Annotated in this window: 20 protein-coding genes; 13 read left to right on the top strand and 7 right to left on the bottom strand. The window is 56.8% G+C overall.

Annotation, left to right across the window (positions count from 1 at the left end; translation table 11 throughout):
• Positions 1 to 216: 216 nt before the first annotated feature.
• The 4 genes from H7R58_RS01985 to hslO all read left to right on the top strand — a co-directional run bounded on the left by H7R58_RS01985 (position 217) and on the right by hslO (position 4,414).
• A complete protein-coding gene (locus H7R58_RS01985; protein ID WP_182929904.1) occupies positions 217 to 2,364 on the top strand; it encodes an intracellular growth attenuator family protein in 2,148 nt (715 codons plus the stop codon).
• A gap of 66 nt (positions 2,365 to 2,430) precedes the next feature.
• Complete coding sequence (gene yrfG / locus H7R58_RS01980; RefSeq protein ID WP_106925128.1) at positions 2,431 to 3,108, top strand: GMP/IMP nucleotidase; 678 nt, start codon at positions 2,431 to 2,433, stop codon at positions 3,106 to 3,108.
• Positions 3,109 to 3,110: 2 nt separating this feature from the next.
• Positions 3,111 to 3,512: a ribosome-associated heat shock protein Hsp15 gene (gene hslR, locus H7R58_RS01975; RefSeq protein ID WP_106925127.1), complete on the top strand. Its 402-nt coding sequence runs from the start codon at positions 3,111 to 3,113 to the stop codon at positions 3,510 to 3,512.
• 23 nt (positions 3,513 to 3,535) lie between these two features.
• Entirely contained in the window at positions 3,536 to 4,414 is an 879-nt protein-coding gene (hslO, locus tag H7R58_RS01970; protein ID WP_182929903.1) for an Hsp33 family molecular chaperone HslO, read from the top strand.
• Between the two features lie 94 nt (positions 4,415 to 4,508).
• Here hslO and H7R58_RS01965 read toward each other — a convergent pair whose 3' ends face one another.
• Positions 4,509 to 6,224, bottom strand: coding sequence for a DUF4153 domain-containing protein (locus H7R58_RS01965; RefSeq protein ID WP_182929902.1), 1,716 nt, complete (start codon positions 6,222 to 6,224; stop codon positions 4,509 to 4,511).
• A gap of 378 nt (positions 6,225 to 6,602) precedes the next feature.
• On the opposite strand from H7R58_RS01965, the gene pckA reads away from it, so the two are divergent.
• Positions 6,603 to 8,219: a phosphoenolpyruvate carboxykinase (ATP) gene (gene pckA, locus H7R58_RS01960; RefSeq protein ID WP_106925125.1), complete on the top strand. Its 1,617-nt coding sequence runs from the start codon at positions 6,603 to 6,605 to the stop codon at positions 8,217 to 8,219.
• Between the two features lie 154 nt (positions 8,220 to 8,373).
• On the opposite strand, the gene envZ is transcribed toward pckA, so the two are convergent.
• Entirely contained in the window at positions 8,374 to 9,726 is a 1,353-nt protein-coding gene (envZ, locus tag H7R58_RS01955) for a two-component system sensor histidine kinase EnvZ (protein ID WP_106925124.1), read from the bottom strand.
• Positions 9,723 to 10,442 (bottom strand): osmolarity response regulator transcription factor OmpR, encoded by a 720-nt coding sequence (ompR, locus tag H7R58_RS01950; RefSeq protein WP_001157751.1) that lies wholly within the window; start codon positions 10,440 to 10,442, stop codon positions 9,723 to 9,725. The genes envZ and ompR overlap by 4 nt, the downstream gene beginning before the upstream one ends.
• A 228-nt stretch (positions 10,443 to 10,670) precedes the next feature.
• Here ompR and greB point away from each other — a divergent pair, with 228 nt between their 5' ends.
• The 5 genes from greB to feoC all read left to right on the top strand — a co-directional run bounded on the left by greB (position 10,671) and on the right by feoC (position 16,854).
• Positions 10,671 to 11,144, top strand: coding sequence for a transcription elongation factor GreB (gene greB, locus H7R58_RS01945; RefSeq protein ID WP_106925123.1), 474 nt, complete (start codon positions 10,671 to 10,673; stop codon positions 11,142 to 11,144).
• A 99-nt stretch (positions 11,145 to 11,243) separates the two neighbouring features.
• The gene (locus H7R58_RS01940) at positions 11,244 to 13,574 is read left to right on the top strand and encodes a Tex family protein (protein WP_182929901.1); all 2,331 of its coding nucleotides are present in this window, start codon (positions 11,244 to 11,246) and stop codon (positions 13,572 to 13,574) included.
• A gap of 459 nt (positions 13,575 to 14,033) precedes the next feature.
• On the top strand, positions 14,034 to 14,258 hold the full coding sequence (gene feoA / locus H7R58_RS01935; protein WP_106925193.1) for a ferrous iron transporter A: 225 nt from the start codon (positions 14,034 to 14,036) through the stop codon (positions 14,256 to 14,258).
• Between the two features lie 31 nt (positions 14,259 to 14,289).
• The gene (gene feoB, locus H7R58_RS01930) at positions 14,290 to 16,608 is read left to right on the top strand and encodes a Fe(2+) transporter permease subunit FeoB (RefSeq protein WP_106925121.1); all 2,319 of its coding nucleotides are present in this window, start codon (positions 14,290 to 14,292) and stop codon (positions 16,606 to 16,608) included.
• Between the two features lie 9 nt (positions 16,609 to 16,617).
• Entirely contained in the window at positions 16,618 to 16,854 is a 237-nt protein-coding gene (gene feoC / locus H7R58_RS01925) for a [Fe-S]-dependent transcriptional repressor FeoC (RefSeq protein ID WP_106925120.1), read from the top strand.
• A gap of 49 nt (positions 16,855 to 16,903) precedes the next feature.
• Here feoC and H7R58_RS01920 read toward each other — a convergent pair whose 3' ends face one another.
• Positions 16,904 to 17,173 carry a YdgH/BhsA/McbA-like domain containing protein gene (locus H7R58_RS01920; protein ID WP_106925119.1) on the bottom strand — a complete coding sequence of 90 codons (270 nt, stop codon included), beginning with the start codon at positions 17,171 to 17,173 and terminating at the stop codon, positions 16,904 to 16,906.
• Between the two features lie 119 nt (positions 17,174 to 17,292).
• Positions 17,293 to 18,063 (bottom strand): pimeloyl-ACP methyl ester esterase BioH, encoded by a 771-nt coding sequence (gene bioH / locus H7R58_RS01915; protein WP_182929900.1) that lies wholly within the window; start codon positions 18,061 to 18,063, stop codon positions 17,293 to 17,295.
• Positions 18,064 to 18,101: 38 nt separating this feature from the next.
• Here bioH and gntX point away from each other — a divergent pair, with 38 nt between their 5' ends.
• The 3 genes from gntX (at position 18,102) to gntT (ending at position 21,193) form a co-directional block, all read left to right on the top strand.
• The gene (gene gntX / locus H7R58_RS01910) at positions 18,102 to 18,776 is read left to right on the top strand and encodes a DNA utilization protein GntX (protein ID WP_182929899.1); all 675 of its coding nucleotides are present in this window, start codon (positions 18,102 to 18,104) and stop codon (positions 18,774 to 18,776) included.
• Positions 18,777 to 18,834: 58 nt separating this feature from the next.
• Positions 18,835 to 19,410: a Fe-S biogenesis protein NfuA gene (gene nfuA, locus H7R58_RS01905; protein WP_106925116.1), complete on the top strand. Its 576-nt coding sequence runs from the start codon at positions 18,835 to 18,837 to the stop codon at positions 19,408 to 19,410.
• A 466-nt stretch (positions 19,411 to 19,876) separates the two neighbouring features.
• Positions 19,877 to 21,193: a gluconate transporter gene (gntT, locus tag H7R58_RS01900; protein ID WP_106925114.1), complete on the top strand. Its 1,317-nt coding sequence runs from the start codon at positions 19,877 to 19,879 to the stop codon at positions 21,191 to 21,193.
• Between the two features lie 136 nt (positions 21,194 to 21,329).
• On the opposite strand, the gene malQ is transcribed toward gntT, so the two are convergent.
• Both malQ and malP read right to left on the bottom strand, forming a co-directional pair.
• Positions 21,330 to 23,411: a 4-alpha-glucanotransferase gene (gene malQ, locus H7R58_RS01895; protein ID WP_106925112.1), complete on the bottom strand. Its 2,082-nt coding sequence runs from the start codon at positions 23,409 to 23,411 to the stop codon at positions 21,330 to 21,332.
• 10 nt (positions 23,412 to 23,421) lie between these two features.
• Positions 23,422 to 25,812, bottom strand: coding sequence for a maltodextrin phosphorylase (malP, locus tag H7R58_RS01890; RefSeq protein WP_182929897.1), 2,391 nt, complete (start codon positions 25,810 to 25,812; stop codon positions 23,422 to 23,424).
• Positions 25,813 to 25,850: the final 38 nt, after the last annotated feature.

Raw genomic sequence — 25,850 nt, 5'->3', positions numbered from 1 at the left:
ACGTTCATGTTCTTCCATCTCTCATTTCTGGATAAATGTCAAGAGGTTGAATTACAATTGGGAATTTACTGATACTCGTTGGCAAAGGGGTTTGTTATGCTTACGTTTTGCGAGAGTCTATAAACTCTTTTTATCACCTCTGTAATATGTGCCGATGATGTATAAAAAAAGCAGGCAACTTAAGAGACCTCTAAGAAAAAGTATGATGGGAAAAGCATGGGCACATTGATGATCTTTACCGTAGCGATACTGATCTGCGCCGTGCTGGTCGGTTGGTTCTTCCGTAAAAGGGCAAAACGCCTTCATCTGCCGTGGCTGCACTTGTTTCCTGGCGCGACCACGCGCAAGCTCACCGACGAAGAGCGCCAGGGCGTTGAAAACTATCTCGACGATCTGAACCGCGACCTGCAGCTTCCGCCGTCCGGTTCGACGATCGCGCCAACCGCGCTGACGCTCAATGCGCAAAGCGGTACCGTATTCACGCTGACCCGCGCCATCACTCGCTATGGCATTACCACCGACGATCCCAACAAATGGCGTTATTTTCTCGACTCTGTGGAAGTGCACCTGCCGCCGTTCTGGGAGCAGCACATTACTGATGAAAACAGCATCGATCTTATCGTTACCGACGATATGCCGCTGGTCATCGCCCTGAACGGCCACTCGCTGAAGACCTACTCACGCGAGAAGCAACGGCTGGCGCTGGAGTCGACAAGCTCAACGCAGGCGTCGATCCGTGGCGAGGAAAGCGAACAAATCGAGCTGCTCAATATTCGCCAGGAAACGCATGAAGAGCACGCGCTCGGCCGGCCGGACGGGCTGCGCGAGGCGCTGCTGATCGTCGCGGCGTTTGTCCTGTTTTATTGCAGCCTGATTGCCCCTGCGGTGTTCACGCCCTGGGTACTCGGCGGTGCGCTGCTGCTGCTCGGCGGCGGGCTATGGGGGCTCTTCGCCCCGCCAACAAAATCGTCCCTGCGCGAGATCCACTGCCTGCGCGGCACGCCGAAGCGCTGGGGGCTGTTTGGCGAAAACGATCAGGAGCAGATTAACAACATTTCGCTTGGCATCATCGATCTCATCTATCCGCGCCACTGGCAGCCCTTTGTCGCGCAGGATTTGGGGCAGAAAACCGATATTGATATCTACCTTGACCGTCACGTCGTCCGTCAGGGTCGCTTCCTTTCTCTGCATGATGAAGTGAAAAACTTCCCGCTACAGCACTGGCTGCGCAGCGCCGTTATTGGTGGCGGTGCGCTGCTGGTGGCCGTGATGATGTGGATAAGCGTGCCGTTAAACATGCCGTTTAAGTTTACGATTTCATGGCTGAAAGGCGCGCAAACCGTAGAAGCAAAAGACGTGCGCCAGTTGGAAAAGGCGGGCGTTCGCGTCGGCGATACGCTGCATCTCAGCGGCATCGGGATGTGTAACATTCATTCGCCCGGCACCTGGACGGCCCAGGAGAGCTCGCCGTTCCTGCCGTTCGACTGTTCGCAAATTATCTGGAACGATGCGCCGCGCCTGCCGCTGCCGGAATCGGAAACCGTGAACAAAGCCACGGCGCTGGTACAGGCGGTGAATCGTCAGCTGCACCCAGCCGAAGGCGACGACTCGCGCGTCAGCCCGGCGCTGCGCTCGGCGATTCAGAAGTCCGGCATGGTGCTGCTGGATGATTTTGCCGATATCGTGCTGAAAACCAAAGATCTCTGCTCCGCCGCCGACGACTGCGTGCGGCTGAAGAACGCGCTGGTTAACCTGGGTAATACCCGCGACTGGGATGCGCTGGTCAAACGCGCCAATTCCGGCAAGCTGGACGGCGTGAATGTCCTGCTGCGCCCGGTTAGCGCCGAGTCGCTGGATAACCTGGTCGATACCTCCACCGCGCCGTTTATCCTGCGCGAAACGGCCCGCGCAGCACAGGCGTTAAACAGCCCGGCGCCGGGTGGTTTCCTTATCACCAGCGATGAAGGCAGCGATTTCGTCAGCCAACCGTACCCCACCGCCAGCCTGTACGACTACCCCGCCCACGAGCAGTGGAACGAATTCCAGCGCCTGGCGGGGATGTTGATGCATACGCCGTTCCACGCTGAAGGGATTGTCACCAATCTCTATACCGACGCCAACGGCACGCAGCATATCAATCTGCACCGGATGCCCGACAGCAGCGGGCTGTGGCATTATCTGGCCACCACGCTGCTGATGCTGGCGATGGTTATCTGCGCCGTTTATAACGGGGTGCAGGCGCTGCGCCGCTATCACCGTCATCGCGAGCGTCTGGCGCAAATTCAGAAATATTACGAAAGCTGCACTACCCCGGCACTGCTCTCATCGCCGGACGATTTTACGTCCGACTTCCCGACCCGCTAGCCGCCTCCCCCGCCGCGGCAGAGTTATGTTACTCTGTCGCGCATTTCTTCCGTCTGGAGATTTACCATGCATTTTGATATCGCCTGGCAGGAGGTAGATACCGTCCTTCTGGACATGGATGGCACGCTTCTCGACCTCGCCTTCGACAACTATTTCTGGCAAAAGCTGGTGCCGGAAACCTACGGCGCGAAGCTGGGGATCAGCCCGCAGGCAGCACAGGACGCTATTCGCCAGGAGTACCACGCGGTGCAACATACGCTAAACTGGTACTGTCTGGACTACTGGAGCGAACGGCTGGGTCTCGATATTTGCGCGATGACCAGTGAACAGGGCCCGCGCGCGGCGCTGCGCGATGACACCGTTCCCTTCCTCAATGCGCTGAAGGCCAGCGGTAAACGCCGCATTTTGCTGACCAACGCCCATCCGCACAACCTGGCGGTGAAGCTGAAACACACGGGTCTCGACGCACACCTTGATTTATTACTTTCCACCCATACATTTGGTTATCCGAAAGAGGATCAGCGGTTATGGCAAGCGGTGACAGAACGGACGGGCCTGGAGGCCGAACGCACGCTGTTTATCGATGACAGCGAGCCGATTCTGGATGCCGCCGCACGCTTTGGTATCCGCTATTGCCTCGGCGTCACCAACCCCGACTCGGGTATGGCGGATAAAGCGTATCTGCGTCATCCCGCACTTAACGATTATCGTCATCTGATCCCCTCACTGCACGTGAAGGAGTGACAATGAAAGAGAAATCCACCGACGGCGTCAGGCTGGATAAGTGGCTGTGGGCTGCGCGTTTTTACAAAACCCGCGCGCTGGCACGAGAGATGATTGAAGGCGGTAAGGTTCACTATAACGGGCAGCGCTCCAAGCCCAGTAAAGTTGTCGAACTGAACGCCCAGCTGACGCTGCGCCAGGGAAATGACGAACGCACAGTGGTCGTGAAAGCCATCACCGAGCAGCGACGTCCGGCGACGGAAGCCGTCAACCTGTACGAAGAGACGGCAGAGAGTATTGAGAAGCGCGAAAAAGTCGCGCTGGCGCGCAAGCTCAACGCGCTGACGATGCCGCATCCGGACCGGCGCCCGGATAAAAAAGAGCGGCGCGACCTGATGAGATTTAAATACGGTGACAGCGAATGACTGCCGCCTCAAGAGAGAAAATTATGACTCAACACGATCAATTACATCGCTATCTGTTTGAAAACTATGCCGTACGTGGCGAACTGGTCACCGTATCCGAGACGCTCGAACAGATCCTGGCAGGCCACAGCTATCCGCAGCCGGTCAAAAACGTGCTGGCGGAACTGCTGGTGGCAACCAGCCTGCTGACCGCAACGCTGAAGTTTGAAGGCGACATTACCGTGCAGCTGCAGGGCGACGGTCCGATGACGCTGGCGGTGATCAACGGTAATAACCACCAGCAGCTGCGCGGCGTCGCGCGCGTGCAGGGCGAGATTCCGGCGGATGCTGACCTGAAAACGCTGATCGGCAACGGCTACCTGGTGATTACCATCACCCCGGCCGAAGGCGAACGTTATCAGGGCGTGGTGGGTCTGGAAGGCGATACGCTGGCGGCGTGTCTGGAAGATTACTTCCAGCGTTCCGAGCAGCTGCCGACACGCCTGATCATCCGTACCGGCGAGTCTGAAGGTAAGCCGGCCGCAGGCGGTATGCTGCTGCAGGTGATGCCAGCGCAGAACGCGCAGGCGGAAGATTTTGAACACCTGGCGGCGCTGACCGACACCATTAAAGCCGAAGAGCTGTTCACGCTGCCGGCGAACGATGTGCTGTGGCGTTTGTACCACGAAGAAGAAGTCACGCTGTACGATCCGCAGGGCGTCGAGTTCAAGTGCACCTGTTCTCGCGAACGCTGTGCTGGCGCGCTGAAAACGCTGCCGGATGAAGAGATCAACAGCATTCTGGAAGAAGAAGGCGAGATCGATATGCACTGCGACTACTGTGGTAGCCACTACGTCTTCAACGCGATGGATATCGCCGAAATCCGTAATGACGCCTCTCCGGCAGAGCCGCAGGTGCATTAAAAACAGCGCCGGATGGCGGCTTCGCCTTATCCGGCCTACTGGGGATCTGTAGGCCTGATAAGCGTAGCGCCATCAGGCGTTGCCAGGTGGCAATTTAGCGAGTTTCCAGCGTTTGATCGCCAATAACCAGATCCCGCCACACTTTTGGCTTCGACGACAGCTTACCCTCCTCTACGGCACGCATAACCGTCTGCGGCGTTAGCGTTTGAGGTAACCGAATATACCCCTGACGATCCCATCCTTTCTTCGCGGGATCGTAGGTATAGATCGAGCCAGAATTGTCCTCAAACACCAAAAAGATCCGCTCCTTGAGACCATCGTTATTCAGATCCTGCTCAATCAGCATGCAGGCATTTTTCTCCGCACAGCTTGCCAGCCTGTAGCGTTCCCCGTGAACACGCTGCCAGAAAGCAATATCCGGTTTATCCGCGCCGGGGGCGATCCATGCCTTCTCCGCCAGCGTTTCAGCGGTGAGTGAATCCGTGTTTTTCCGCTCGCCTTCTAAAAGAGTATTCAGGTAGCGCTTACGGTTCCTGTCTTTCATAAATTCCGCATCGTCTTTCAGCGACGTCAGGGCCTCCCGTCCATAACGACCGCTGTTCACCAGCATGTGCAACGTCAGATCGTCAGGCTTAATTTTACCGCTGTGATAACGCGCCATCTGGCTATTCACGCTGATTCGCCAGCTATCCAGTACCGGCGAATTCAGTAGCATAAGCACGACGAGCACCAGCAGCGACAGCGCCTGATTCACTTTCCCCTGAAGCAACAAAGGGTTTATCGCCTTGCGCCGAACGATACTCAGCAGATAACCAACAGACCATACCAGCAGCACCACAACCACCAGCACGCCGTGCAGACGCTCCGCCGTCCAGCCATGCTGCGCCACGCGCACCCACAGCGCCCATCCGGCAATCAGGACATAAACGGGTGCCACCAGCAGCGAGGTTTTAATCAAACAGCGCAGCACGCCCGCATAGGGCAACGATGCTTTTTGCGGATCGCGGACAATCGCCATCAGCAGCAGGAGAATCAGCGTCAATGAAGAGAGTAAACCGGCAGCGGAGACGTGGCGGGAAATCGACGCTACCCCGGTAAACGGCAGCGTAACGATAAACAGCAGCGTCAGCAGCGATACCAACGGCAGCAAGCCCGTGGCAATCAACGTCAGCAGCTTTTGGATGGCGGCAATCAAGCGGAACTGCGTACGCGCCAGGATCACCGACAGGGCGGTAATCAGCCCGATAGTGAGATAAATAAACCAGTCGGTATTAAAAAAGAGCGTATGGAAAAAAGCGATCCCCACCAGCCTGAACAGCTCACTCCAGAGCAGTAGCACCAGCCACACCAGGCCGTTGGCGATAACGATCACTAACAGCGTTAACGCGTTATGCCACATCAGGTGGTAAAACCGCTCGTAACGCCCCCCTTCCTGCCGTGGATTGAGCTGCTGCTGCATCCACGGCAACAGCATCAGCACCATCAGCAACAGGTAGCAGCTAAAAGCCCAGAGCGCGCTGCTGGCTCTCCAGCCTTCCATTCCGGCCATCAGCCACTTTTGCCAGCCGCTCATCGCCAACACGGCGATAAAAATAATCGCCAGCCAGCACCATAAGCGCGCCTGTTTAAACGAGGTGACGGAAAAAAGCAGTGCCGAAGAGAAGGCAAGGGTCGCGGGCATCCCATAAAACATCCAGCCGCTGTTTATTGGCGCAAGCCAGGTCATCAGCAGATAGCACACCAGCCCCTGAACCAGGCCGGTTGCCACCATTCCCCATCGGGTGGGACGAGAGAGTTCAACGTTATCCATGTTGCTATCCGATATCAGTAGAGTGCGTCATTATCGCATCACATCTTAGAAATCGATTCAAAAGGCAAAAAATTCGGAAAACAGCTCAGCGAGGTGAATCGATTTTTGTCCTGAAAGCATTACGTAATTTTCTTTCATAAATGCGATTCGATTCACATTTACACCGTCATTTAAACCATTTTGTAACCATTTGAGAACATTCGCGCCAAATATGCGGTGTTTCCTGTCATAATCCCTGACGCTTCGTGACAGGAGTCACAATGTTTTCGTAAGTAAGACGTTTGTCGGGATACGTAAATCTATGAGCCTGGTCGCGGTCAACCCCCCTAAAATACCCATAGAATTTATGGTAGTACATATTGGCTAAGGAGCAGTGAAATGCGCAACGGTATAACCCCGCAGGACCTCAAGGCTTATGGTATTAACGACGTACAGGATATCGTCTACAACCCCGATTACGATACATTGTATCGAGAAGAACTCGATCCTAACCTGGAAGGTTATGAGCGTGGTGTACTGACGAACCTGGGAGCCATTTCTGTCGACACCGGTATCTTTACCGGCCGTTCCCCGAAGGACAAATATATCGTCCGCGATGACACCACCCGCGATACGGTATGGTGGTCTGATAAGGGCAACGGGAAAAATGACAATAAACCTCTCTCTCCTGAAATTTGGCAACACCTGAAAGGTTTAGTTTCCAATCAGCTATCCGGCAAGCGCCTGTTTATCGTTGACGCGTTCTGCGGCGCGAACGAAGACACCCGCCTGTCCGTGCGTTTCATCACCGAAGTGGCCTGGCAGGCGCACTTCGTCAAGAACATGTTTATTCGCCCAACCGACGAAGAGCTGAAGACGTTTAAGCCCGACTTTATCGTCATGAACGGCGCTAAATGCACTAACCCACAGTGGAAAGAGCAGGGCCTCAACTCGGAAAACTTTGTCGCATTTAACCTGACAGAGCGTATCCAGCTGATTGGCGGCACCTGGTACGGCGGCGAAATGAAGAAAGGGATGTTCTCGATCATGAACTACCTGCTGCCGCTGCAGGGCATCGCCTCCATGCACTGTTCCGCTAACGTCGGCGAAAAAGGTGACGTAGCGGTGTTCTTCGGCCTGTCCGGCACCGGTAAAACCACCCTCTCTACCGATCCGAAACGTCGCCTGATTGGCGATGACGAACACGGCTGGGACGATGACGGCGTGTTTAACTTTGAGGGCGGCTGCTACGCCAAGACCATCAAGCTGTCGGAAGCGGCGGAGCCGGATATCTATCACGCCATTCGTCGTGATGCGCTGCTGGAAAACGTGGTGGTACGCGCCGATGGCAGCATTGATTTCGATGACGGCTCAAAAACCGAAAACACCCGCGTGTCGTACCCGATTTACCACATCGACAATATCGTGAAGCCGGTGTCAAAAGCGGGCCATGCGACCAAGGTTATCTTCCTGACCGCTGATGCTTTCGGCGTGCTGCCGCCAGTATCACGCCTCACCGCGGACCAGACGCAGTATCACTTCCTTTCCGGCTTTACGGCCAAGCTGGCAGGCACTGAGCGCGGCGTTACCGAGCCCACCCCAACCTTCTCTGCCTGCTTCGGCGCAGCATTCCTGTCGCTGCACCCGACGCAGTACGCTGAAGTGCTGGTGAAACGTATGCAGGCTGCAGGCGCTCAGGCTTACCTGGTGAATACCGGCTGGAACGGCACCGGCAAACGTATTTCTATTCAGAATACGCGCGCCATTATCGACGCCATCCTCGACGGCTCGCTGGACGAAGCGGAAACCTTCACTCTGCCGCTGTTTAACCTGCAGATCCCAACCGCGCTGCCGGGCGTGGATACTCACATCCTCGATCCGCGCAACACCTACGGCTCGCCGGAGCAATGGCAGGAAAAAGCCGAAACGCTGGCTAAGCTGTTCAAAGAGAACTTTGAGAAGTACACCGACACCCCGGCAGGCGCAGCGCTGGTGAGCGCAGGGCCAAAGCTGTAGTTCAGGCTAATGCCCGGTGCCGTTTGTGGCCGGATAAGGTGTTTACACCGCTATCCGGCACCAAGCCACACCGTGCCTGATGGGCTGCGCTTATCAGGCCTACAATATGGGGTCGCGAAACAAAAACCGCCGGGTTTCCCCCAGCGGTTTTTTTTTAGCTCTCTTTCGTCGGCCCCGGCATGCGGTTTGCCGGTATCGGCAGCCACGCGCGTATCAGCAACCCACCGCGTTCGCTGGTATCCAGCTCCAGCAGCCCGTTGTGGTTATCGATAATACGCTGCACGATAGCCAATCCTAGCCCCGTTCCGCTGATGGTTCGCGCGCTGTCGCCACGCACGAACGGCTGGAACAGATGCTTACGCTGCTCGGGCTTGATACCCGGGCCGTCGTCCTCCACCTGGAACCAGGCGCGATGCGCTTCACGGCCGCTGCTGACTTTAATCCAGCCGTTGCCGTAGCGCGCGGCGTTCACCACCATATTGGCCAGCGCGCGCTTGATGGACAGCGGGTGCACGCGTACCGGAATATCCCCTTCCAGCAGGTTGGTCTCTATTTCACGCTCGTAGCCGCTTTCTGCGGCGATCACCTCACCGAGCACGGTATTGAGATCGATACACTCCAACGGCATTTCCTGACCGGTGCGCAAATAATCAATAAACTGCTCAATGATGGCATTGCACTCTTCAATGTCTTTATTGATCGATTCCGCCAGATAGCCGTCCTGCTCGCCCATCATCTCCGTCGCCAGACGAATACGCGTCAGCGGCGTACGCAGGTCGTGGCTGACCCCGGCCATCAGCAGCGTGCGGTCGTCCGAAAGCTGCTTGACGCCCGCCGCCATGTGGTTGAAGGCTCGGGTCACCGAACGCACCTCCGACGCGCCATACTCGCGCAACGGTGGTGGAATAATCCCTTTACCGACCTGAAGCGCCGCGTGCTCCAGGTCGACCAGCGGTCGGTTCTGGATACGGATAAACAGCCACGCGCCGCCTATCGCCAGCAGCATAATCGCCAGGGTATAACGGAAGAGCGGGGAGAAGTCCCCCTGATGGATTTCGGTCAGCGGTACGCGCACCCAGATGTTGGGTGACAGCCAGGTCTTCAGCCAGACAACAGGCGAACTTTTATTCACTTCCACGCGCACTTCGGTCGGCCCGCCGAGCTGCTGGGCCATCTGCTGGCTCAGAAACTCGTAGTGCTGCGCCCAGCGCAGGCCTGCCTCTTCTGCGGCTTCATCGGAATAGAGCGAAATGCCCAACTCACGATAAATCTCGCGGCGAAACGCCGGCGGCACAACGAGCTGCGTGCCGTCCTCCAGCTGCAGCTTATCGGTCATCAGCATACGGACTTCGTAGGCTAAAACCTTATTAAACTGCTGCAAACTGGGCAGAATCGCGAAGTTCAGCACCACAAGATAGGTTGTCACCAGGCTGACAAACAGCAGGGTGACAATCAGCAATAACGTGCGGGCAAATGAACTTCGTGGCGAGAAGCGCAGTCGCCTCATGCTTTAGAACCGTCCGGGACGAAGACGTAGCCCAGACCCCACACGGTCTGAATATAGCGCGGGTGCGCTGGATCCTCTTCCACCATGCGGCGCAGGCGAGAAATCTGCACGTCGATGGAACGTTCCATCGCAGAGTATTCGCGACCACGGGCCAGGTTCATCAGCTTATCGCGTGACAGCGGTTCACGCGGGTGGCTCACCAGCGCTTTCAACACCGCAAACTCACCGCTGGTCAGCGGCATCGGTTCATCTTCACGGAACATTTCACGGGTGCCAAGGTTCAGCTTGAATTTGCCAAAGGCAATCACCGCCTCTTCCTGAGAAGGAGCGCCCGGCAGCTCGTTCGCCTGACGACGCAGCACCGCACGAATACGGGCCAGCAGCTCACGCGGGTTGAACGGCTTCGGAATGTAGTCGTCGGCGCCGATTTCCAGCCCTACAATACGGTCAACCTCTTCCCCTTTCGCCGTCACCATAATGATCGGCATCGGGTTGCTCTGGCTACGCAGACGGCGGCAGATGGAAAGACCATCTTCGCCTGGCAACATGAGATCCAACACCATCAGGTGGAACGACTCACGGGTCAGCAGTCGGTCCATCTGTTCGGCGTTAGCGACGCTTCGAACCTGGAAACCCTGCTCGGTCAGATAACGCTCCAGCAGCGCGCGCAGGCGCATATCGTCATCCACAACCAGAATCTTATAATTCTCTTGCATTGTTTTTACTCCCAAAGGTTCGCAACAATTATCCGCATGTATTCTCAAAAAAGCCTGCGCTGGCGACCAGCTAAATCTGGTATAAATTCCAGGCTAAATTGTTACAAAGCATATTTAACAGCGAGTTAAGTATACAATGAATCTTAATACACATTATTTATTCTGTCGGTATGCTCACGTAATACGTATTGTGCGCAATGGTTCCTCGGCAGCAGGTAAGCACTTAAGATGAAAACACCGTTGATCACCCGCGAAGGGTACGAAAAGCTCAAACAAGAGATGGATTATCTCTGGCGTGAAGAACGTCCGGAGGTAACGAAAAAAGTGACCTGGGCCGCGAGCCTTGGCGATCGCAGTGAAAATGCTGACTATCAGTATAATAAAAAACGCTTAAGGGAAATTGACCGCCGCGTTCGTTATTTAACCAAATGTCTGGAGAATCTGCGGATTGTCGATTATTCGCCGCAGCAGGAAGGCAAAGTCTTTTTTGGCGCCTGGGTCGAGATTGAAAACGACGACGGCGACATCAAGCGTTTTCGTATCGTTGGCTACGATGAAATATTTGGTCGCAAGGACTATATCTCCATCGATTCGCCGATGGCCCGCGCGCTGCTGAAAAAAGAGGTGGGTGACCTGGCGGTGGTGAACACCCCGGCGGGTGAAGCCAGCTGGTACGTGAATGCGATCGACTACGTAAAATAGCGCCGGAACAATCCGAAGCCCCCGCTGATGACTGGCATTTTTGCCAGTCAATCCGTATAACTGTCCCCTGATTTTATGACCTAACAGTGAAACCAAGCCATGATGAATGATTCGCTCTGCCGCATTATTGCGGGTGAACTTCAGGCCAGAGCCGAACAGGTGGTTGCCGCCGTTCGCCTGCTTGATGAAGGGAACACCGTGCCGTTTATTGCACGTTATCGTAAGGAAGTCACCGGCGGTCTGGATGATACGCAGCTGCGTAATCTGGAAACCCGACTGGGGTATTTGCGCGAGCTGGAAGACCGCCGTCAGGCCATTCTGAAATCCATCGGCGAACAGGGCAAACTCACCGAGTCGCTGGAAAAAGCGATCAACGGCACGCTCAACAAGACCGAGCTGGAAGACCTCTACTTACCGTACAAACAAAAGCGCCGCACCCGTGGGCAGATTGCCATTGAAGCGGGCCTTGAGCCGCTGGCGGACCTGCTGTGGAGCGAGCCGTCCCACGACCCGGAAACCGAAGCAGCCAAATTTATCGATGCCGATAAGGGCGTTGCGGACACCAAAGCGGCCCTTGATGGCGCACGCTATATCCTGATGGAGCGCTTCGCCGAAGACGCAGGCCTGCTGGCCAAAGTGCGTGACTACCTATGGAAGAACGCCCATCTGGTTGCCAAAGTCGTCAGCGGCAAGGAAGAGGAAGGCGCGAAATTTCGCGATTATTTCGACCATCACGAACCCATTTCCACCACCCCTTCTCACCGTGCACTGGCCATGTTCCGCGGGCGTAACGAAGGCGTGCTGCAGCTTTCGCTCAACGCAGACCCACAGTTTGATGAGCCGCCGAAAGAGAGCTACTGCGAACAAATTATTATCGATCACCTCGGTCTGCGCCTGAACAACGCTCCGGCGGACAGCTGGCGCAAGGGCGTGGTGAGCTGGACCTGGCGCATCAAAGTGCTGATGCACCTCGAAACCGAGCTGATGAGCACTGTGCGCGAGCGCGCCGAAGACGAAGCCATTAACGTTTTCGCCCGTAACCTGCACGATCTGCTGATGGCCGCTCCGGCGGGGCTGCGCGCCACCATGGGCCTCGATCCCGGGCTGCGTACCGGCGTGAAGGTAGCGGTGGTTGACGGCACCGGCAAACTGGTCGCCACCGATACCATCTACCCGCACACCGGCCAGGCGGCGAAAGCGGCCGTTGCCGTTGCGGCGCTGTGTGAAAAACACAACGTTGAACTGGTAGCTATCGGCAACGGTACTGCCTCACGAGAAACCGAGCGCTTCTTCCTTGATGTGCAGAAACAGTTCCCGCAAGTCACCGCTCAGAAAGTGATCGTCAGCGAAGCGGGCGCGTCCGTCTACTCCGCCTCCGAGCTGGCGGCGCAGGAGTTCCCGGATCTCGACGTTTCCCTGCGCGGCGCGGTCTCTATCGCCCGTCGTTTACAGGACCCGCTGGCCGAGCTGGTGAAAATCGACCCGAAATCGATCGGCGTCGGCCAGTACCAGCACGACGTCAGCCAAACGCAGCTGGCGCGTAAGCTGGATGCGGTGGTAGAAGACTGTGTGAACGCCGTCGGCGTTGACCTGAACACCGCGTCCGTGCCGCTGCTGACCCGCGTAGCGGGCCTGACGCGCATGATGGCGCAGAACATCGTCGCCTGGCGTGACGAAAACGGTCAGTTCCAGAACCGCCAGCAGCTGCTGAAGGTAAGCCGTCTGGGGCCAAAAGCGTTCGAACAGTGCGCGGGCTTCCTGCGCATCAACCACGGTGATAACCCGCTGGACGCCTCTACCGTTCACCCGGAAGCGTATCCGGTGGTTGAGCGTATTCTGGCGGCAACCCAGCAGGCGCTGAAGGATCTGATGGGCAACAGCAGCGAGCTGCGCGGCCTGAAGGCCTCAGAGTTTACCGACGAGCGTTTCGGCGTACCGACCGTCACCGACATCATCAAAGAGCTGGAAAAACCGGGCCGCGACCCGCGTCCGGAGTTCAAGACCGCGAAGTTCGCCGATGGTGTCGAAACCATGAACGACCTGCTGCCGGGTATGATCCTCGAAGGCGCCGTGACCAACGTCACCAACTTTGGTGCGTTTGTTGATATCGGTGTACACCAGGACGGCCTGGTGCATATCTCTTCGCTGGCGGATAAGTTTGTCGAAGATCCGCACACCGTTGTGAAAGCGGGCGACATCGTGAAGGTGAAGGTGCTGGAAGTCGATCTGCAGCGTAAGCGTATCGCCCTGACCATGCGTCTGGACGAGCAGCCGGGTGAAACCAACGCCCGTCGCGGCGGTAACGAACGCCCTCAGGGTAACGCGCGCCCGGCGGCAAAAGCCGCGAAGCCGCGCGGTCGTGACGCTCAGCCAGCCGGTAACAGCGCCATGATGGACGCCTTAGCCGCAGCCATGGGTAAAAAACGCTAACCGATAAACGCCTTATCCGTTTGTAGGCCGGATAAGGCGTGTACGCCGCCATCTGGCAACGTGCTCGCATTGTGCCTGATGGCGCTACGCTTATCAGGCCTACCTTTCCTTCCTCGATATATGACGAGCCTTAGCCATTATTACTTTCATATCGGTTTTTAATAATAAGCCTCATCATGTTTTATTTTCTTAACCAATGAAACCTTAATTAAACATTAAGAACAGAAAATAATATTTAATACATTTATCGCTACAATGCATTGCTTGAGTCATATCAAAAAAAGTGCAAATAATGCGCGAAATTATCGCCAATCGCATATTATGTATTGATGATAAAAACCATTCTCATTATCATCATTTACAGTACTTTTAGACCTTAATTCGTTGACGATGCCCTTGCAGCCAGCAGACCGCATGCGGCACCCCCTCGTCCAGCTAGCGATACTACAAGTAGGTTCTATGCAATTTACACCGGATACTGCGTGGAAGATTGTTGGTTTTTCCCGCGAAATTAGCCCCGCTTATCGTCAGAAACTGCTCTCCCTGGGCATGTTGCCAGGCTCATCATTTAATGTGGTTCGCGTTGCGCCGTTAGGTGACCCCATTCACATTGAAACGCGCCGCGTTAGCTTGGTACTGCGTAAAAAAGATCTCGCGTTAATAGAATTAGAGTCCGTCGCATAATAACTTCAGCCCGGCACTAAGAGTCTGAAAAATGAAAAAATTAACCATCGGTTTAATTGGTAATCCTAATTCCGGCAAGACAACATTATTCAATCAGTTAACCGGCGCACGTCAGCGCGTGGGCAACTGGGCAGGGGTCACGGTAGAACGTAAAGAAGGGGCCTTCGCCACCACCGATCATCAGGTCACGCTGGTTGACCTGCCGGGCACCTACTCGCTAACCACCATCTCTTCGCAAACCTCACTGGATGAACAGATTGCCTGCCACTATATTCTCAGCGGCGATGCCGATCTGCTGATTAACGTGGTCGACGCCTCCAACCTGGAGCGTAATCTGTACCTGACCTTACAGCTGCTCGAATTGGGTATTCCGTGCGTGGTTGCGCTGAACATGCTCGATATCGCTGAGAAACAGCAGATTCGTATCGACGTTGATGCCCTTTCCGCCCGCCTCGGCTGCCCGGTGGTTCCGCTGGTATCTACCCGCGCCCGCGGCATTGAAGCGTTGAAAATGGCCATCGACCGTCACCAGGGCAATCAGCCGCTGGAGCTGGTGCATTACCCGCAGCCGCTGCTGCGTGAGGCCAGCAATCTGGCGAAAGAAATGGCGCAGGATATTCCTGAACGCCAGCGCAACTGGCTGGGCATGCAGATGCTGGAGGGCGATATCTATAGCCGCGCCTACGCCGGTGACGCCGCGCATAAGCTGGACGTTTCGCTGGCCCACCTGAGCGAAGAGCTCGATGACCCGGCGTTGCACATCGCCGATGCGCGTTACCAGAGCATTGCCGCTATCTGCGATGCCGTCAGCAACACGCTGACCGCTGAGCCAAGCCGCTTCACCGCCGCGATGGATAGAATCGTCCTCAACCGCGTGCTGGGTCTGCCGATTTTCCTGTTTGTGATGTACCTGATGTTCTTGCTGGCGATTAACATCGGCGGCGCGTTGCAGCCCATCTTTGACGGCGGTTCCGTTGCTATCTTTATCCACGGTATTCAGTGGGTTGGGTACCAGTTGCACTTCCCGGACTGGCTGACCGTTTTCCTGGCTCAAGGGATTGGTGGCGGTATCAACACCGTGCTGCCGCTCGTGCCGCAAATCGGCATGATGTACCTGTTCCTCTCCTTCCTTGAAGATTCCGGCTACATGGCCCGTGCCGCATTCGTCATGGACCGCCTGATGCAGGCGCTGGGCCTGCCGGGTAAATCGTTCGTGCCGCTGATCGTCGGCTTCGGCTGTAACGTACCATCGGTTATGGGCGCGCGGACCCTCGATGCCCCGCGTGAACGCCTGATGACCATCATGATGGCGCCGTTTATGTCCTGCGGCGCGCGTCTGGCTATCTTCGCCGTCTTCGCCGCCGCCTTCTTTGGCCAGGGCGGCGCGCTGGTGGTCTTCTCCCTGTACGTGCTCGGTATTGTTATCGCCATTCTGACCGGCCTGATGCTCAAATACACCATCATGCGCGGCGAAGCGTCTCCGTTCGTGATGGAACTGCCGGTGTACCACGTACCGCACATTAAGAGCCTGATTATCCAGACCTGGCAGCGCCTGAAAGGCTTCGTACTGCGTGCAGGTAAAGTTATCGTTATCGTCAGTATCTTCCTGAGCGCGCTGAACAGCTTCTCCTTCAGCGGTAAAATCGTCGACAACATCAACGATTCCGCACTGGCCTCCGTCAGCCGCGCGATCACCCCGGTGTTTAAACCGATTGGCGTGCATGATGATAACTGGCAGGCCACCGTGGGTCTGTTTACCGGTGCAATGGCGAAAGAAGTGGTGGTCGGTACGCTGAACACCCTCTACACCGCCGAAAACATTCAGAACGAAGAGTTTAACCCACAGGAGTTCAGTCTGGGTGAAGAGCTGATCGCCGCAGCAGATGAAACCTGGCAAGGACTGAAAGATACCTTTAGTCTGAGCGTACTGGCTAACCCAATCGAAGCCAGTAAAGGCGACGGCGTGATGGAAACCGGCGCGATGGGCGTGATGAGCAGTAAATTCGGCAGCGCGGCAGCAGCCTACAGCTACCTGATTTTCGTTCTGCTCTATGTTCCGTGCATCTCGGTGATGGGGGCGATTGCCCGTGAGTCGAGCCGCGGCTGGATGACCTTCTCCATTCTGTGGGGTCTGAACATCGCCTACTCACTGTCTACGCTGTACTACCAGGCGGTGAGCTTCAGCCAGCACCCACGCTACAGCCTGGTGTGCATCCTGGCGGTGATTCTGTTCAACGTGGTGGTGATTGGTCTGCTGCGCCGTGCCCGTAGCCGTGTGGACGTTTCCCTGCTGGCAACGCGTAAAACGCCGACCTCATGCTGCTCAAGCCCGACCGGCGATTGCCACTAAGGAGCGATGATGGCGTCATTGATTGAAGTACGCGATATGCTGGCGCTGCAAGGACGCATGGAGGCCACACAGCTCAGCGCCCAGCTGCACACGCCGCAAGCGCTGATCGACGCCATGCTAAGCCGATTAGAAGCCATGGGTAAAGTGGTGAAAATCAACGAAGAGCCCGACGGTTGTCTGACCGGCAGCTGCAAAAGCTGCCCGGAAGGGAAAGCCTGCTTACGAGAGTGGTGGGCGCTTCGTTAGCACAGAACTCCGGCGCGACGCGTCGCGCCGGAGCGAAATGACCCCGAACTTATTTATACACGTCCGCATTCGCGTGAACGGTTTTCTCGTTTTTCTCTCCCGCAATCACCACGAAGTATTTCCCGCCCATTTCATCCGCTTTCTTCGACAGATCGCGTTTTGCGTCCATCGGCGAGGTGGTACGCGAGGTGGTGATATTGCCAACTTTGGTCAAATTCATCTTCGCGACATCATCCTTTTGAATCTCTTTTGCTGCAAACGCGCCAAAAGACAGGGAACCAATCACCAGAGATGCAACAATACCTGTAACAAGTTTCATCGTTCTACTCTCCTTAAGGTTGTTATTTGCGCTGCGCTCGTCGAGTGAAACTTTCACCTGCGCAACAGCTTAAGTATTGCTACGAAAATCTTTTTTACCACGTGGCGACATAATTAATTCTACAATTGCGTTTTCAGCGCGAGCAGCGGCGCGCAGAACGCCTGCGGGTGCGAGATAAACGGCGCATGGGCTGCCTTATCAAACACCTGCGATTGGCTCTGCGGCCACAGGGCGTCCAGCTGCGGGATGATCCTGCGCGGCACCAGGCCGTCGAGCCGGCCGTACAGGCGCAGGAACGGCACGGTCAGCGCGGCCAGCGGCTCGCGCAGATCGGCGGTTTTGAGGATCTCAAGGCCGCCGTTGAGCACCTCTGATGACGGCATCGGCAGCGACAGCACCGTTTGCTTGAGCGCCCGCGCATCCTGACGTGCGCTTTCGGTGCCCAACGTTTGCAGCGCCAGAAAACGTTCCACGGTCCGCTGGAAATCTTCGCTCAACTGCTGCTGGAAGCCGCTCAGGACCTCCGGCTTGATGCCCGGCCAGTCGCCATGAGCGCTAAAGCACGGGGACGAGGCCACGGTGACCAGCGCCTGCACGCGCTGCGGATGGCGCAACGCCACCTGGCTTGCGACCAGCCCGCCCAGACTCCAGCCCAGCCAGATAGCGCGTTCTGGTGCGCTTTCCAGCACCTTTTCAGCCATATCCTCCAGGCTCAGCGCGCCGAATCCGCCGCTGCGTCCGTAGCCCGGTAGATCGACCCGGTGTAGCGTAAAGTGCGCGTTTAATTCCGGCGCAATGCAATCCCAGACCTGCGCATTCAGCCCCCATCCGTGCAGCAGCACAAGATGACAATTTCCTTCGCCCGTGGTTTGCCACCAGATGTCGTTCATCAGCTATCGTTCTCATTTCTTCGCCTTAAGGAGGGATTATGCTAACAGTCCACAGCGCGTGCTGGCTATGCCAAATGCCGCTGGCGCGGCCGGCATGGGGCATCTGCTCACGCTGCACCCGGGCGCTGTTTGCCCGTCAGGGGCGTTGCCCGCAGTGTGGTTTACCCTCGGCAACGGCGCATACGCCGTGCGGCCGTTGTGTACAAAAACCGCCGCCGTGGCAGCGTCTGGTGGCAATTAGCGATTACCACCCGCCGCTGAGCACGCTGATTCATCGTTTTAAATTCAGCGGCACGGCCGAGCTGGCGCCGGCCCTCGCGCGGCTACTGCTGCTTGCCGTACGCCAGCGCAGCGATTTGCCCGCCCCACAGCAGCTCATCAGCGTGCCGCTGTGGCAGCGCCGCCACTGGCGGCGAGGTTATAATCAAAGTGAACTACTGTGCCGCCCGCTGGCGCGCTGGCTGAGCCTCCGCTATCAGTCGCGGGCGATGACGCGCATTCGCCCCACTGCCACGCAGCATCAGCTCAGCGCCAGGCTGCGTAAACACAACCTGAAGCACGCCTTCCAGCTTGAATTACCGGTGCAGGGTCGCCATATGGTTATTGTGGATGATGTCGTCACCACGGGCAGTACCGTTGCCGAGATTTCCCGCCTGCTTTTGCAAAACGGCGCGGCGAGCGTTCAGGTATGGTGTCTGTGCCGCACCTTGTAGACCCCCAGCGATGGGCGTATTATAACCAACTAAAGTAGTCAACTATTAGGTCAAAGCTATGATCCGTATTTCCGATACTGCGCAAGCGCACTTTGCCAAACTTCTGCAAAATCAGGAAGAAGGGACACAAATCCGCGTATTTGTGATTAACCCTGGTACGCCTAACGCAGAATGCGGCGTTTCTTACTGCCCGCCGGATGCGGTGGAAGCAAGTGATACAGCCCTGAAATTTGAACAGCTCACCGCCTATGTCGACGAGCTGAGCGCTCCGTATCTGGAAGATGCGGAAATTGATTTCGTTACCGATCAGTTGGGCTCCCAGCTGACGCTGAAAGCGCCAAACGCCAAAATGCGTAAAGTGTCCGACGACGCCCCGCTGATGGAGCGCGTGGAATACATGCTGCAGTCGCAGGTTAACCCGCAGCTGGCAGGCCATGGCGGCCGCGTGTCGCTGATGGAAATCACCGACGACGGTTACGCCATTCTGCAGTTTGGCGGCGGCTGTAACGGCTGCTCGATGATCGATGTCACGCTGAAAGACGGCATTGAGAAACAGCTGCTGGCCGAGTTCCCTGACCTGAAAGGCGTGCGCGATCTCACCGAGCACCAGCGCGGCGAGCACTCCTACTACTAAGCTATCGGCCAGACGCCGTCATGTGCCGGAGCGATATCACGTCGGCTCCGGATGGCGGTCAACGCGGCCTGGGTGAGGCGTTTTCGTCGCTCCCGGGCCTTTTTTTGCTAACGATAATCATTCTCCACTTCGGCATTTCTACCTGATTTTTAACGCCTTCCTCGATGTTACCGCGCAACATTCCGCGCAAATGCCACCTCGCAACGCTGCAAAAATCCCGTGAATAGTTTGACTAAGGTCGCATATTTCACATTTCCAGGCCTGGGGATATTCTCAACCCCACTATGTTACCCGTATCATCCATTCCAGCATCATCACGTTAAATAATAGCCAGCTATTCTTACAGTCAGGCCCACAACATAACGATGATGTGAAGAAACGAGTACCTATTCCCTCTGTAGGGACAATTGGACGTTGTCGCAACAACAGTGAAGTTACCCATAACAAATTAAAGGCTGGATAAGTTATGCCATTAATCATCGTAGCTATCGGGGTTATCCTCTTATTACTGCTGATGATCCGTTTCAAAATGAACGGGTTCATCGCTCTGGTGCTGGTCGCGCTCGCGGTCGGTTTAATGCAGGGTATGCCGCTGGACAAAGTGATCGTCTCCATTAAAAATGGCGTCGGCGGCACCCTTGGCAGCCTGGCGCTGATTATGGGCTTCGGCGCTATGCTCGGCAAAATGCTCGCCGACTGCGGCGGCGCACAGCGTATTGCCACCACCCTTATTGATAAATTTGGTCGCAAGCACATCCAGTGGGCGGTCGTACTGACCGGCTTCACCGTGGGCTTCGCGCTGTTCTATGAAGTGGGCTTCGTGCTGCTGCTGCCGCTGGTGTTCACCATCGCCGCTAACGCGCGTATTCCGCTGCTGTACGTCGGTGTCCCGATGGCTGCCGCACTGTCCGTGACTCACGGCTTCCTGCCGCCGCACCCGGGTCCGACCGCTATCGCCACCATCTTCCATGCCGATATGGGTAAAACCCTGCTGTACGGTACCCTGCTGGCTATCCCAACGGTGATTCTGGCTGGCCCGGTTTACGCCCGCTGCCTGAAAAGCATCGACAAGCCGATTCCGGAAGGTCTGCACAACCCAAAAACCTTTACCGAAGAAGAGATGCCGTCCTTTGGCGTCAGCGTCTGGACATCCCTGGTTCCGGTTATTCTGATGGCCATGCGCGCCATTGCTGAAATGGTGCTGCCAAAAGGCCACGCCCTGTTGCCTGCCGCTGAGTTCTTCGGCGACCCGGTGATGGCGACGCTGATCGCGGTGCTGATTGCTATCTTCACCTTTGGCCTGAACCGTGGCCGCTCGATGGACAGCATCAACGATACGCTGATCTCCTCGATTAAAATCATTGCCATGATGTTGCTGATCATCGGCGGCGGCGGCGCCTTCAAGCAGGTGCTGGTCGACAGTGGCGTTGATAAATACATCGCCTCCATCATGAACGAATCCAACGTTTCACCGCTGTTTATGGCGTGGTCTATCGCCGCCGTACTGCGTATCGCACTGGGTTCTGCCACCGTTGCCGCAATTACCGCGGGCGGCATCGCGGCTCCGCTGATTGCCACCACCGGCGTAAGCCCGGAGCTGATGGTTATCGCGGTCGGTTCCGGTTCCGTTATCTTCTCGCACGTGAACGATCCGGGCTTCTGGCTGTTCAAAGAGTACTTTAACCTGACCATCGGCGAGACCATCAAGTCCTGGTCAATGCTGGAAACCATTATTTCGGTATGCGGTCTGGTAGGCTGCCTGCTGCTGGGGATGGTGGTGTAATACCACAAACTCTGGATACAACAATGCCGGGCTTGCCCGGCATTTTTATTGGTAGGCCTGATCAGCGTAGCGCCATCAGGCAACGACAGCACGCAGCATTGCCAGATGGCGGCCTTGCCTTATCCGGCCTACGTTACTACTTCTTGCTTGCCGCTTTCCGGCGCTTATCCAAATCTTTAATCAGCTTATTCACACCCTCATCGGCAAACATCGCTTCCAGTGAGGTTGAGAGCTTGCGACGCCAGTTCGGATACTCGGTGCTGGTGCCGGGAATGTTGACCGGCGCGGACATCTGCAGCCAGTCTTCCGGCTGCAGGCCCAACAGCGCGCTGTTGCTGTCGGCAATATAACGCTGCATGCCGCGGCTCAGGGTTGACGTCATCGACATCAGCGATGCCTTATGCCCTGTGCGCTTAGGCAGCGCACCGTATTTATGCAGCGCATCCAGCAGCCCCTGCTTCGCCCGCTCACGGTCCTGATACAACCCGCGCAGCACATCGGCATCCGGATAGAGACCCAGTTCATTACCGAGCGTCAGATCGCCGCTTTCCCAGTAGCCGCGCAGCGTTGGCAGGTCGTGGGTCGTGGCTACAGCCATTGACTGTTCCGGATAGGCTTTCGGCGCACGGAAGGTTTTCTCGCTGTCGTTCTCAAAATAGAGCACTTTGTACGAGTAGACGCCGCTCTTACGCAGTTTGCCAACAATTTCAACCGGCACCGTCCCCAGATCTTCACCAATCACCATACAGCGGTGACGCTTACTTTCCAGTGCCAGAATCGACAGCAACGCATCCACCGGATACTGCACATAAGCCCCGTGATCGGCGGTTTCACCGTACGGGATCCACCACAGGCGCAGCACGGACATCACGTGGTCGATACGCAGCGCGCCGCAGTTCTTCATGTTGGCACGCAGCAGCTCAATAAACGGTTCGTAGGCGCGCGCAGCAATGATATGCGGATCCATCGGCGGCAGGCCCCAGTTCTGCCCCAGCGGGCCAAGGATGTCCGGCGGCGCGCCGACGGAGGCCTTCAGGCAGTATAGCTCGCGATCGCACCAGGTTTCCGCGCCGCCTTCGGCCACGCCCACCGCCAGATCGCGGTAGAGGCCAATGGGCATCGCGTCGCGCTGGCTGGTCTCCCAGCACTCGGCAAACTGGGTGTAGGCCAGCCACTGCAGCCAGAGGTAAAAATCGACCTCATCGGCGTGCTTTTTACAGAACGCGTGGACCTCCGGGCTTTCGATATTCTGATACGCCTTCGGCCAGGCCGGCCAGCCCCAGCGCAGCTTATCTTCCTTCACCTGCTGAGCGTGCAGCGCGTCAAACGCCGCCTGCCAGTACAGGCTTTCGCCCTCTTTGTCGACAAAGTAGCGGAAGGCGGTCATCTGCTCATCGCTACGCAGTGCAAAACGTTTCCACGCCATGCGCAGCGCGGTCATTTTCAGTTCGGTTACGGCGGTGTAATCCACCTGTTCAACGTCACGGGCGGCTTTCAGCTTCTGCTGAGTGGCGGGCAGCTTCCACCACGCCTGCGCCTCTTCGCTCAGGCGGAAATCCTCGACCGCATTCACGTCAATGTAGATAACGTTCATCCAGCGGCGCGATGACGGGCTGTACGGGCTGGCGCTTTCCGGGTTTGCCGGGTACAGCGCGTGAATCGGGTTGAGGCCGATAAACGCCCCGCCGCGCTTCGCCACTTCCGGCAGCATCGCCTTCAGGTCGCCGAAGTCGCCGATGCCCCAGTTCTTTTCCGAACGCAGGGTGTACAGCTGCACGCAGGCGCCCCACAGCTTTTTCGCTTCTTTCAGCGGCTGTGGTTCATAGCAGCGCTCGGGCGCAATAATCACCCGGCAGTGCCAGCGCTGGTCATCCTGGGTCAGCGTTAAGGAGTGATACCCCTCCGGCAGGCGCGTCGGCAGGCTAAGATTCTTGCCGCCCTCCGCCTTACCGTGGTGCTGATTGCCCTCTTCGGTGGTGAGGATCCAGTTGAATTCGCCGCTGCCGGAAACCGGCAGCGCCATTTTCTTACCGTGCGTCCAGACCATCACGTTCGGTATCGGCGTCGCCGCGACCGCATCGGTCGCGGGACGGTGCATCGCGTCAAGCAAGCGCCGCTTCGTGTCCGCGCCGATAGACTGCGGCTTGCCGTGCGCATTGATATAGTCAGGGCTAATACCCGCCGCCAGCGCGGCATTATCGAGGCGTTTGCTTTCCATAGGCCAGTCCTTAGCGTTTTGCCTGCCAGATACGTTTTTGGTAATCGCGAATCGAGCGATCGGAGCTAAACATGCCGCAGCGCGCGGTGTTCAGGATGGCGGCGCGGGTCCAGGCTTCCTGGTCGCGGTAGAGCACGTCAACCTGCTTCTGCGCTTCAACATAGGCGGCGAAGTCGGCCATCACCAGATACGGGTCACCGCCTTCCTTGCCGATGCTGTGCAGCATCTGGTCAAACGTATGCTTGTCGCCATCGCTGTACTTGCCGCTCTCCAGCTCTTTGAGCACTGCATCCAGCAGTTTGTCGGCTTTACGCCATTTCAGCGGATCGTAGCCTTTGGCCTTGAGCGCTTTCACTTGCTCGACGGTATGACCGAAGATGAAGATGTTCTCGTCGCCCACTTTCTCGGCGATTTCCACGTTTGCGCCGTCCAGGGTACCGACGGTCAGCGCGCCGTTGAGCGCCAGCTTCATGTTGCCGGTGCCGGAGGCTTCTTTACCGGCAGTAGAGATCTGCTCGGACACGTCCGCCGCCGGGATCAGCATCTCGGCCGCCGATACGCAGTAATCCGGCAGGAATACCACTTTGAGCTTGTCGCCCACTTTCGGATCGTTGTTTACGGCCTCAGCGACCTTGTTAATCGCCAGGATAATGTTCTTCGCCAGATAGTAGCCCGGCGCCGCCTTCGCCCCGAACAGGAACACGCGCGGTACGCGGTCGGTCTGCGGGTTTTCGCGAATCTCTTTGTACAGCGCGAGGATGTGCAGCAGGTTCAGGTGCTGGCGTTTGTACTCGTGCAGACGTTTGATTTGAATATCAAAAATGGCGTTGCTGGAAATCTCAATGCCGGTACGCGCCTTAATAAACTTCACAAGACGCTCTTTGTTTGCCAGCTTGATGTCGCGATACTGCTGACGGAATTTCGCGTCGTCGGCGTATTTTTCGAGGTTGATCAGCTGATCGAGATCGTTCGCCCACTCTTTCTTCAGCGTTTTATCCAGCAGCGCGGCGAGCTGCGGGTTGCACTGTTTAATCCAGCGACGCGGCGTAATGCCGTTGGTCACGTTGTGGAAGCGGTTCGGCCACAGCTGATGGTATTCCGGGAACAGGTCCTTCACAACCAGGTCAGAGTGCAGCGCCGCGACGCCGTTAACCGCAAAGCCGCTCACGACGCACATGTTGGCCATACGCACCTGTTTATTGTGCACCACGGCAAGCTTCGCCCAGACGGCTTCATCGCCCGGCCAGGTTTTATCTACCAGCTTCTTAAAGCGGTCGTTGATCTCTTTGATAATCTGCATATGACGCGGCAGCAGCGCCTTCACCAGCTTCTCATCCCAGCACTCCAGCGCTTCCGGCATCAGGGTGTGGTTGGTGTAGGCGAACGTTTTGCTGGTAATCGCCCAGGCGTCATCCCAGCTCATCTGGTGCTCGTCAATCAGCACGCGCAGCAGTTCAGGAATAGCAATCGTCGGGTGGGTATCGTTAAGCTGAATCACTTCAAAATCTGCCAGCTCGTGCAGCTTGCGGCCCGCCAGATGATGGCGACGCAGAATGTCGGCTACCGAGCAGGCGCACTGGAAGTACTGCTGCATCAGACGCAGTTTTTTACCCGCGGTGTGGTTGTCGTTCGGGTACAGCACCTTCGTCAGTTTTTCCGCATCAATGCCCTGCTGCTCAGCGCGCAGGAAATCGCCGTCGTTGAATTTAGTCAGGTTAAACGGGTGCGCGTGTTTGGCCTGCCACAAACGCAGCGGCTGCGCTACGCCATTTCGGTAGCCCAGTACCGGCAGATCCCACGCTTCACCGGTGAGGGTGAACGCTGGCTGCCATTCGCCTTTGACAACTTTACCGCCAATCCCGACCTGTACGTCGAGCGCCGCGTTGTGGCGGAACCACGGATAGCTGCCGCGCTGCCAGTCGTCCGGCGCTTCCATCTGGTGGCCGTCATCGAAGGACTGGCGGAACAGACCGTACTGGTAGTTCAGACCATAACCGGTGGCCGATTGGCCTACGGTCGCCATTGAGTCAAGGAAGCAGGCAGCCAGACGTCCCAGGCCGCCGTTGCCGAGCGCCGGGTCCGTTTCTTCTTCCAGCAGGTCGGTCAGGTTGATGTTGTAGGCTTTCAGCGCCTCGCTCACGCCTTCATACCAGCCCAGGTTAAGCAGGTTGTTGCCGGTCAGGCGCCCAATCAGAAACTCCATCGAAATGTAGTTCACGTGGCGCTGATCCTTCGCGGGCTTCGCTGCCGGTTGCGCCGACAGCTGTTCTGCCAGCGCGCCGCTCACAGCCTGCCACCATTGATGAGACGTCATTTCGGAAGCGGCCTGCAGGCCAAAACGCTGCCACTGACGCGTCAGGGCAGCCTGGAATGAATCGTGATTGAAAGTAGGCTGTGACATAGCGAAATCGAATCCTTTTTACATAAACATTAGCGGTA

The organism is Klebsiella sp. WP4-W18-ESBL-05 (genome assembly GCF_014169075.1).
Lineage (GTDB): Bacteria > Pseudomonadota > Gammaproteobacteria > Enterobacterales > Enterobacteriaceae > Kluyvera > Kluyvera ascorbata_B.
Note: the sequence above shows the minus strand (reverse complement) of the source record. Positions and strands in the feature narration are given on the sequence as shown.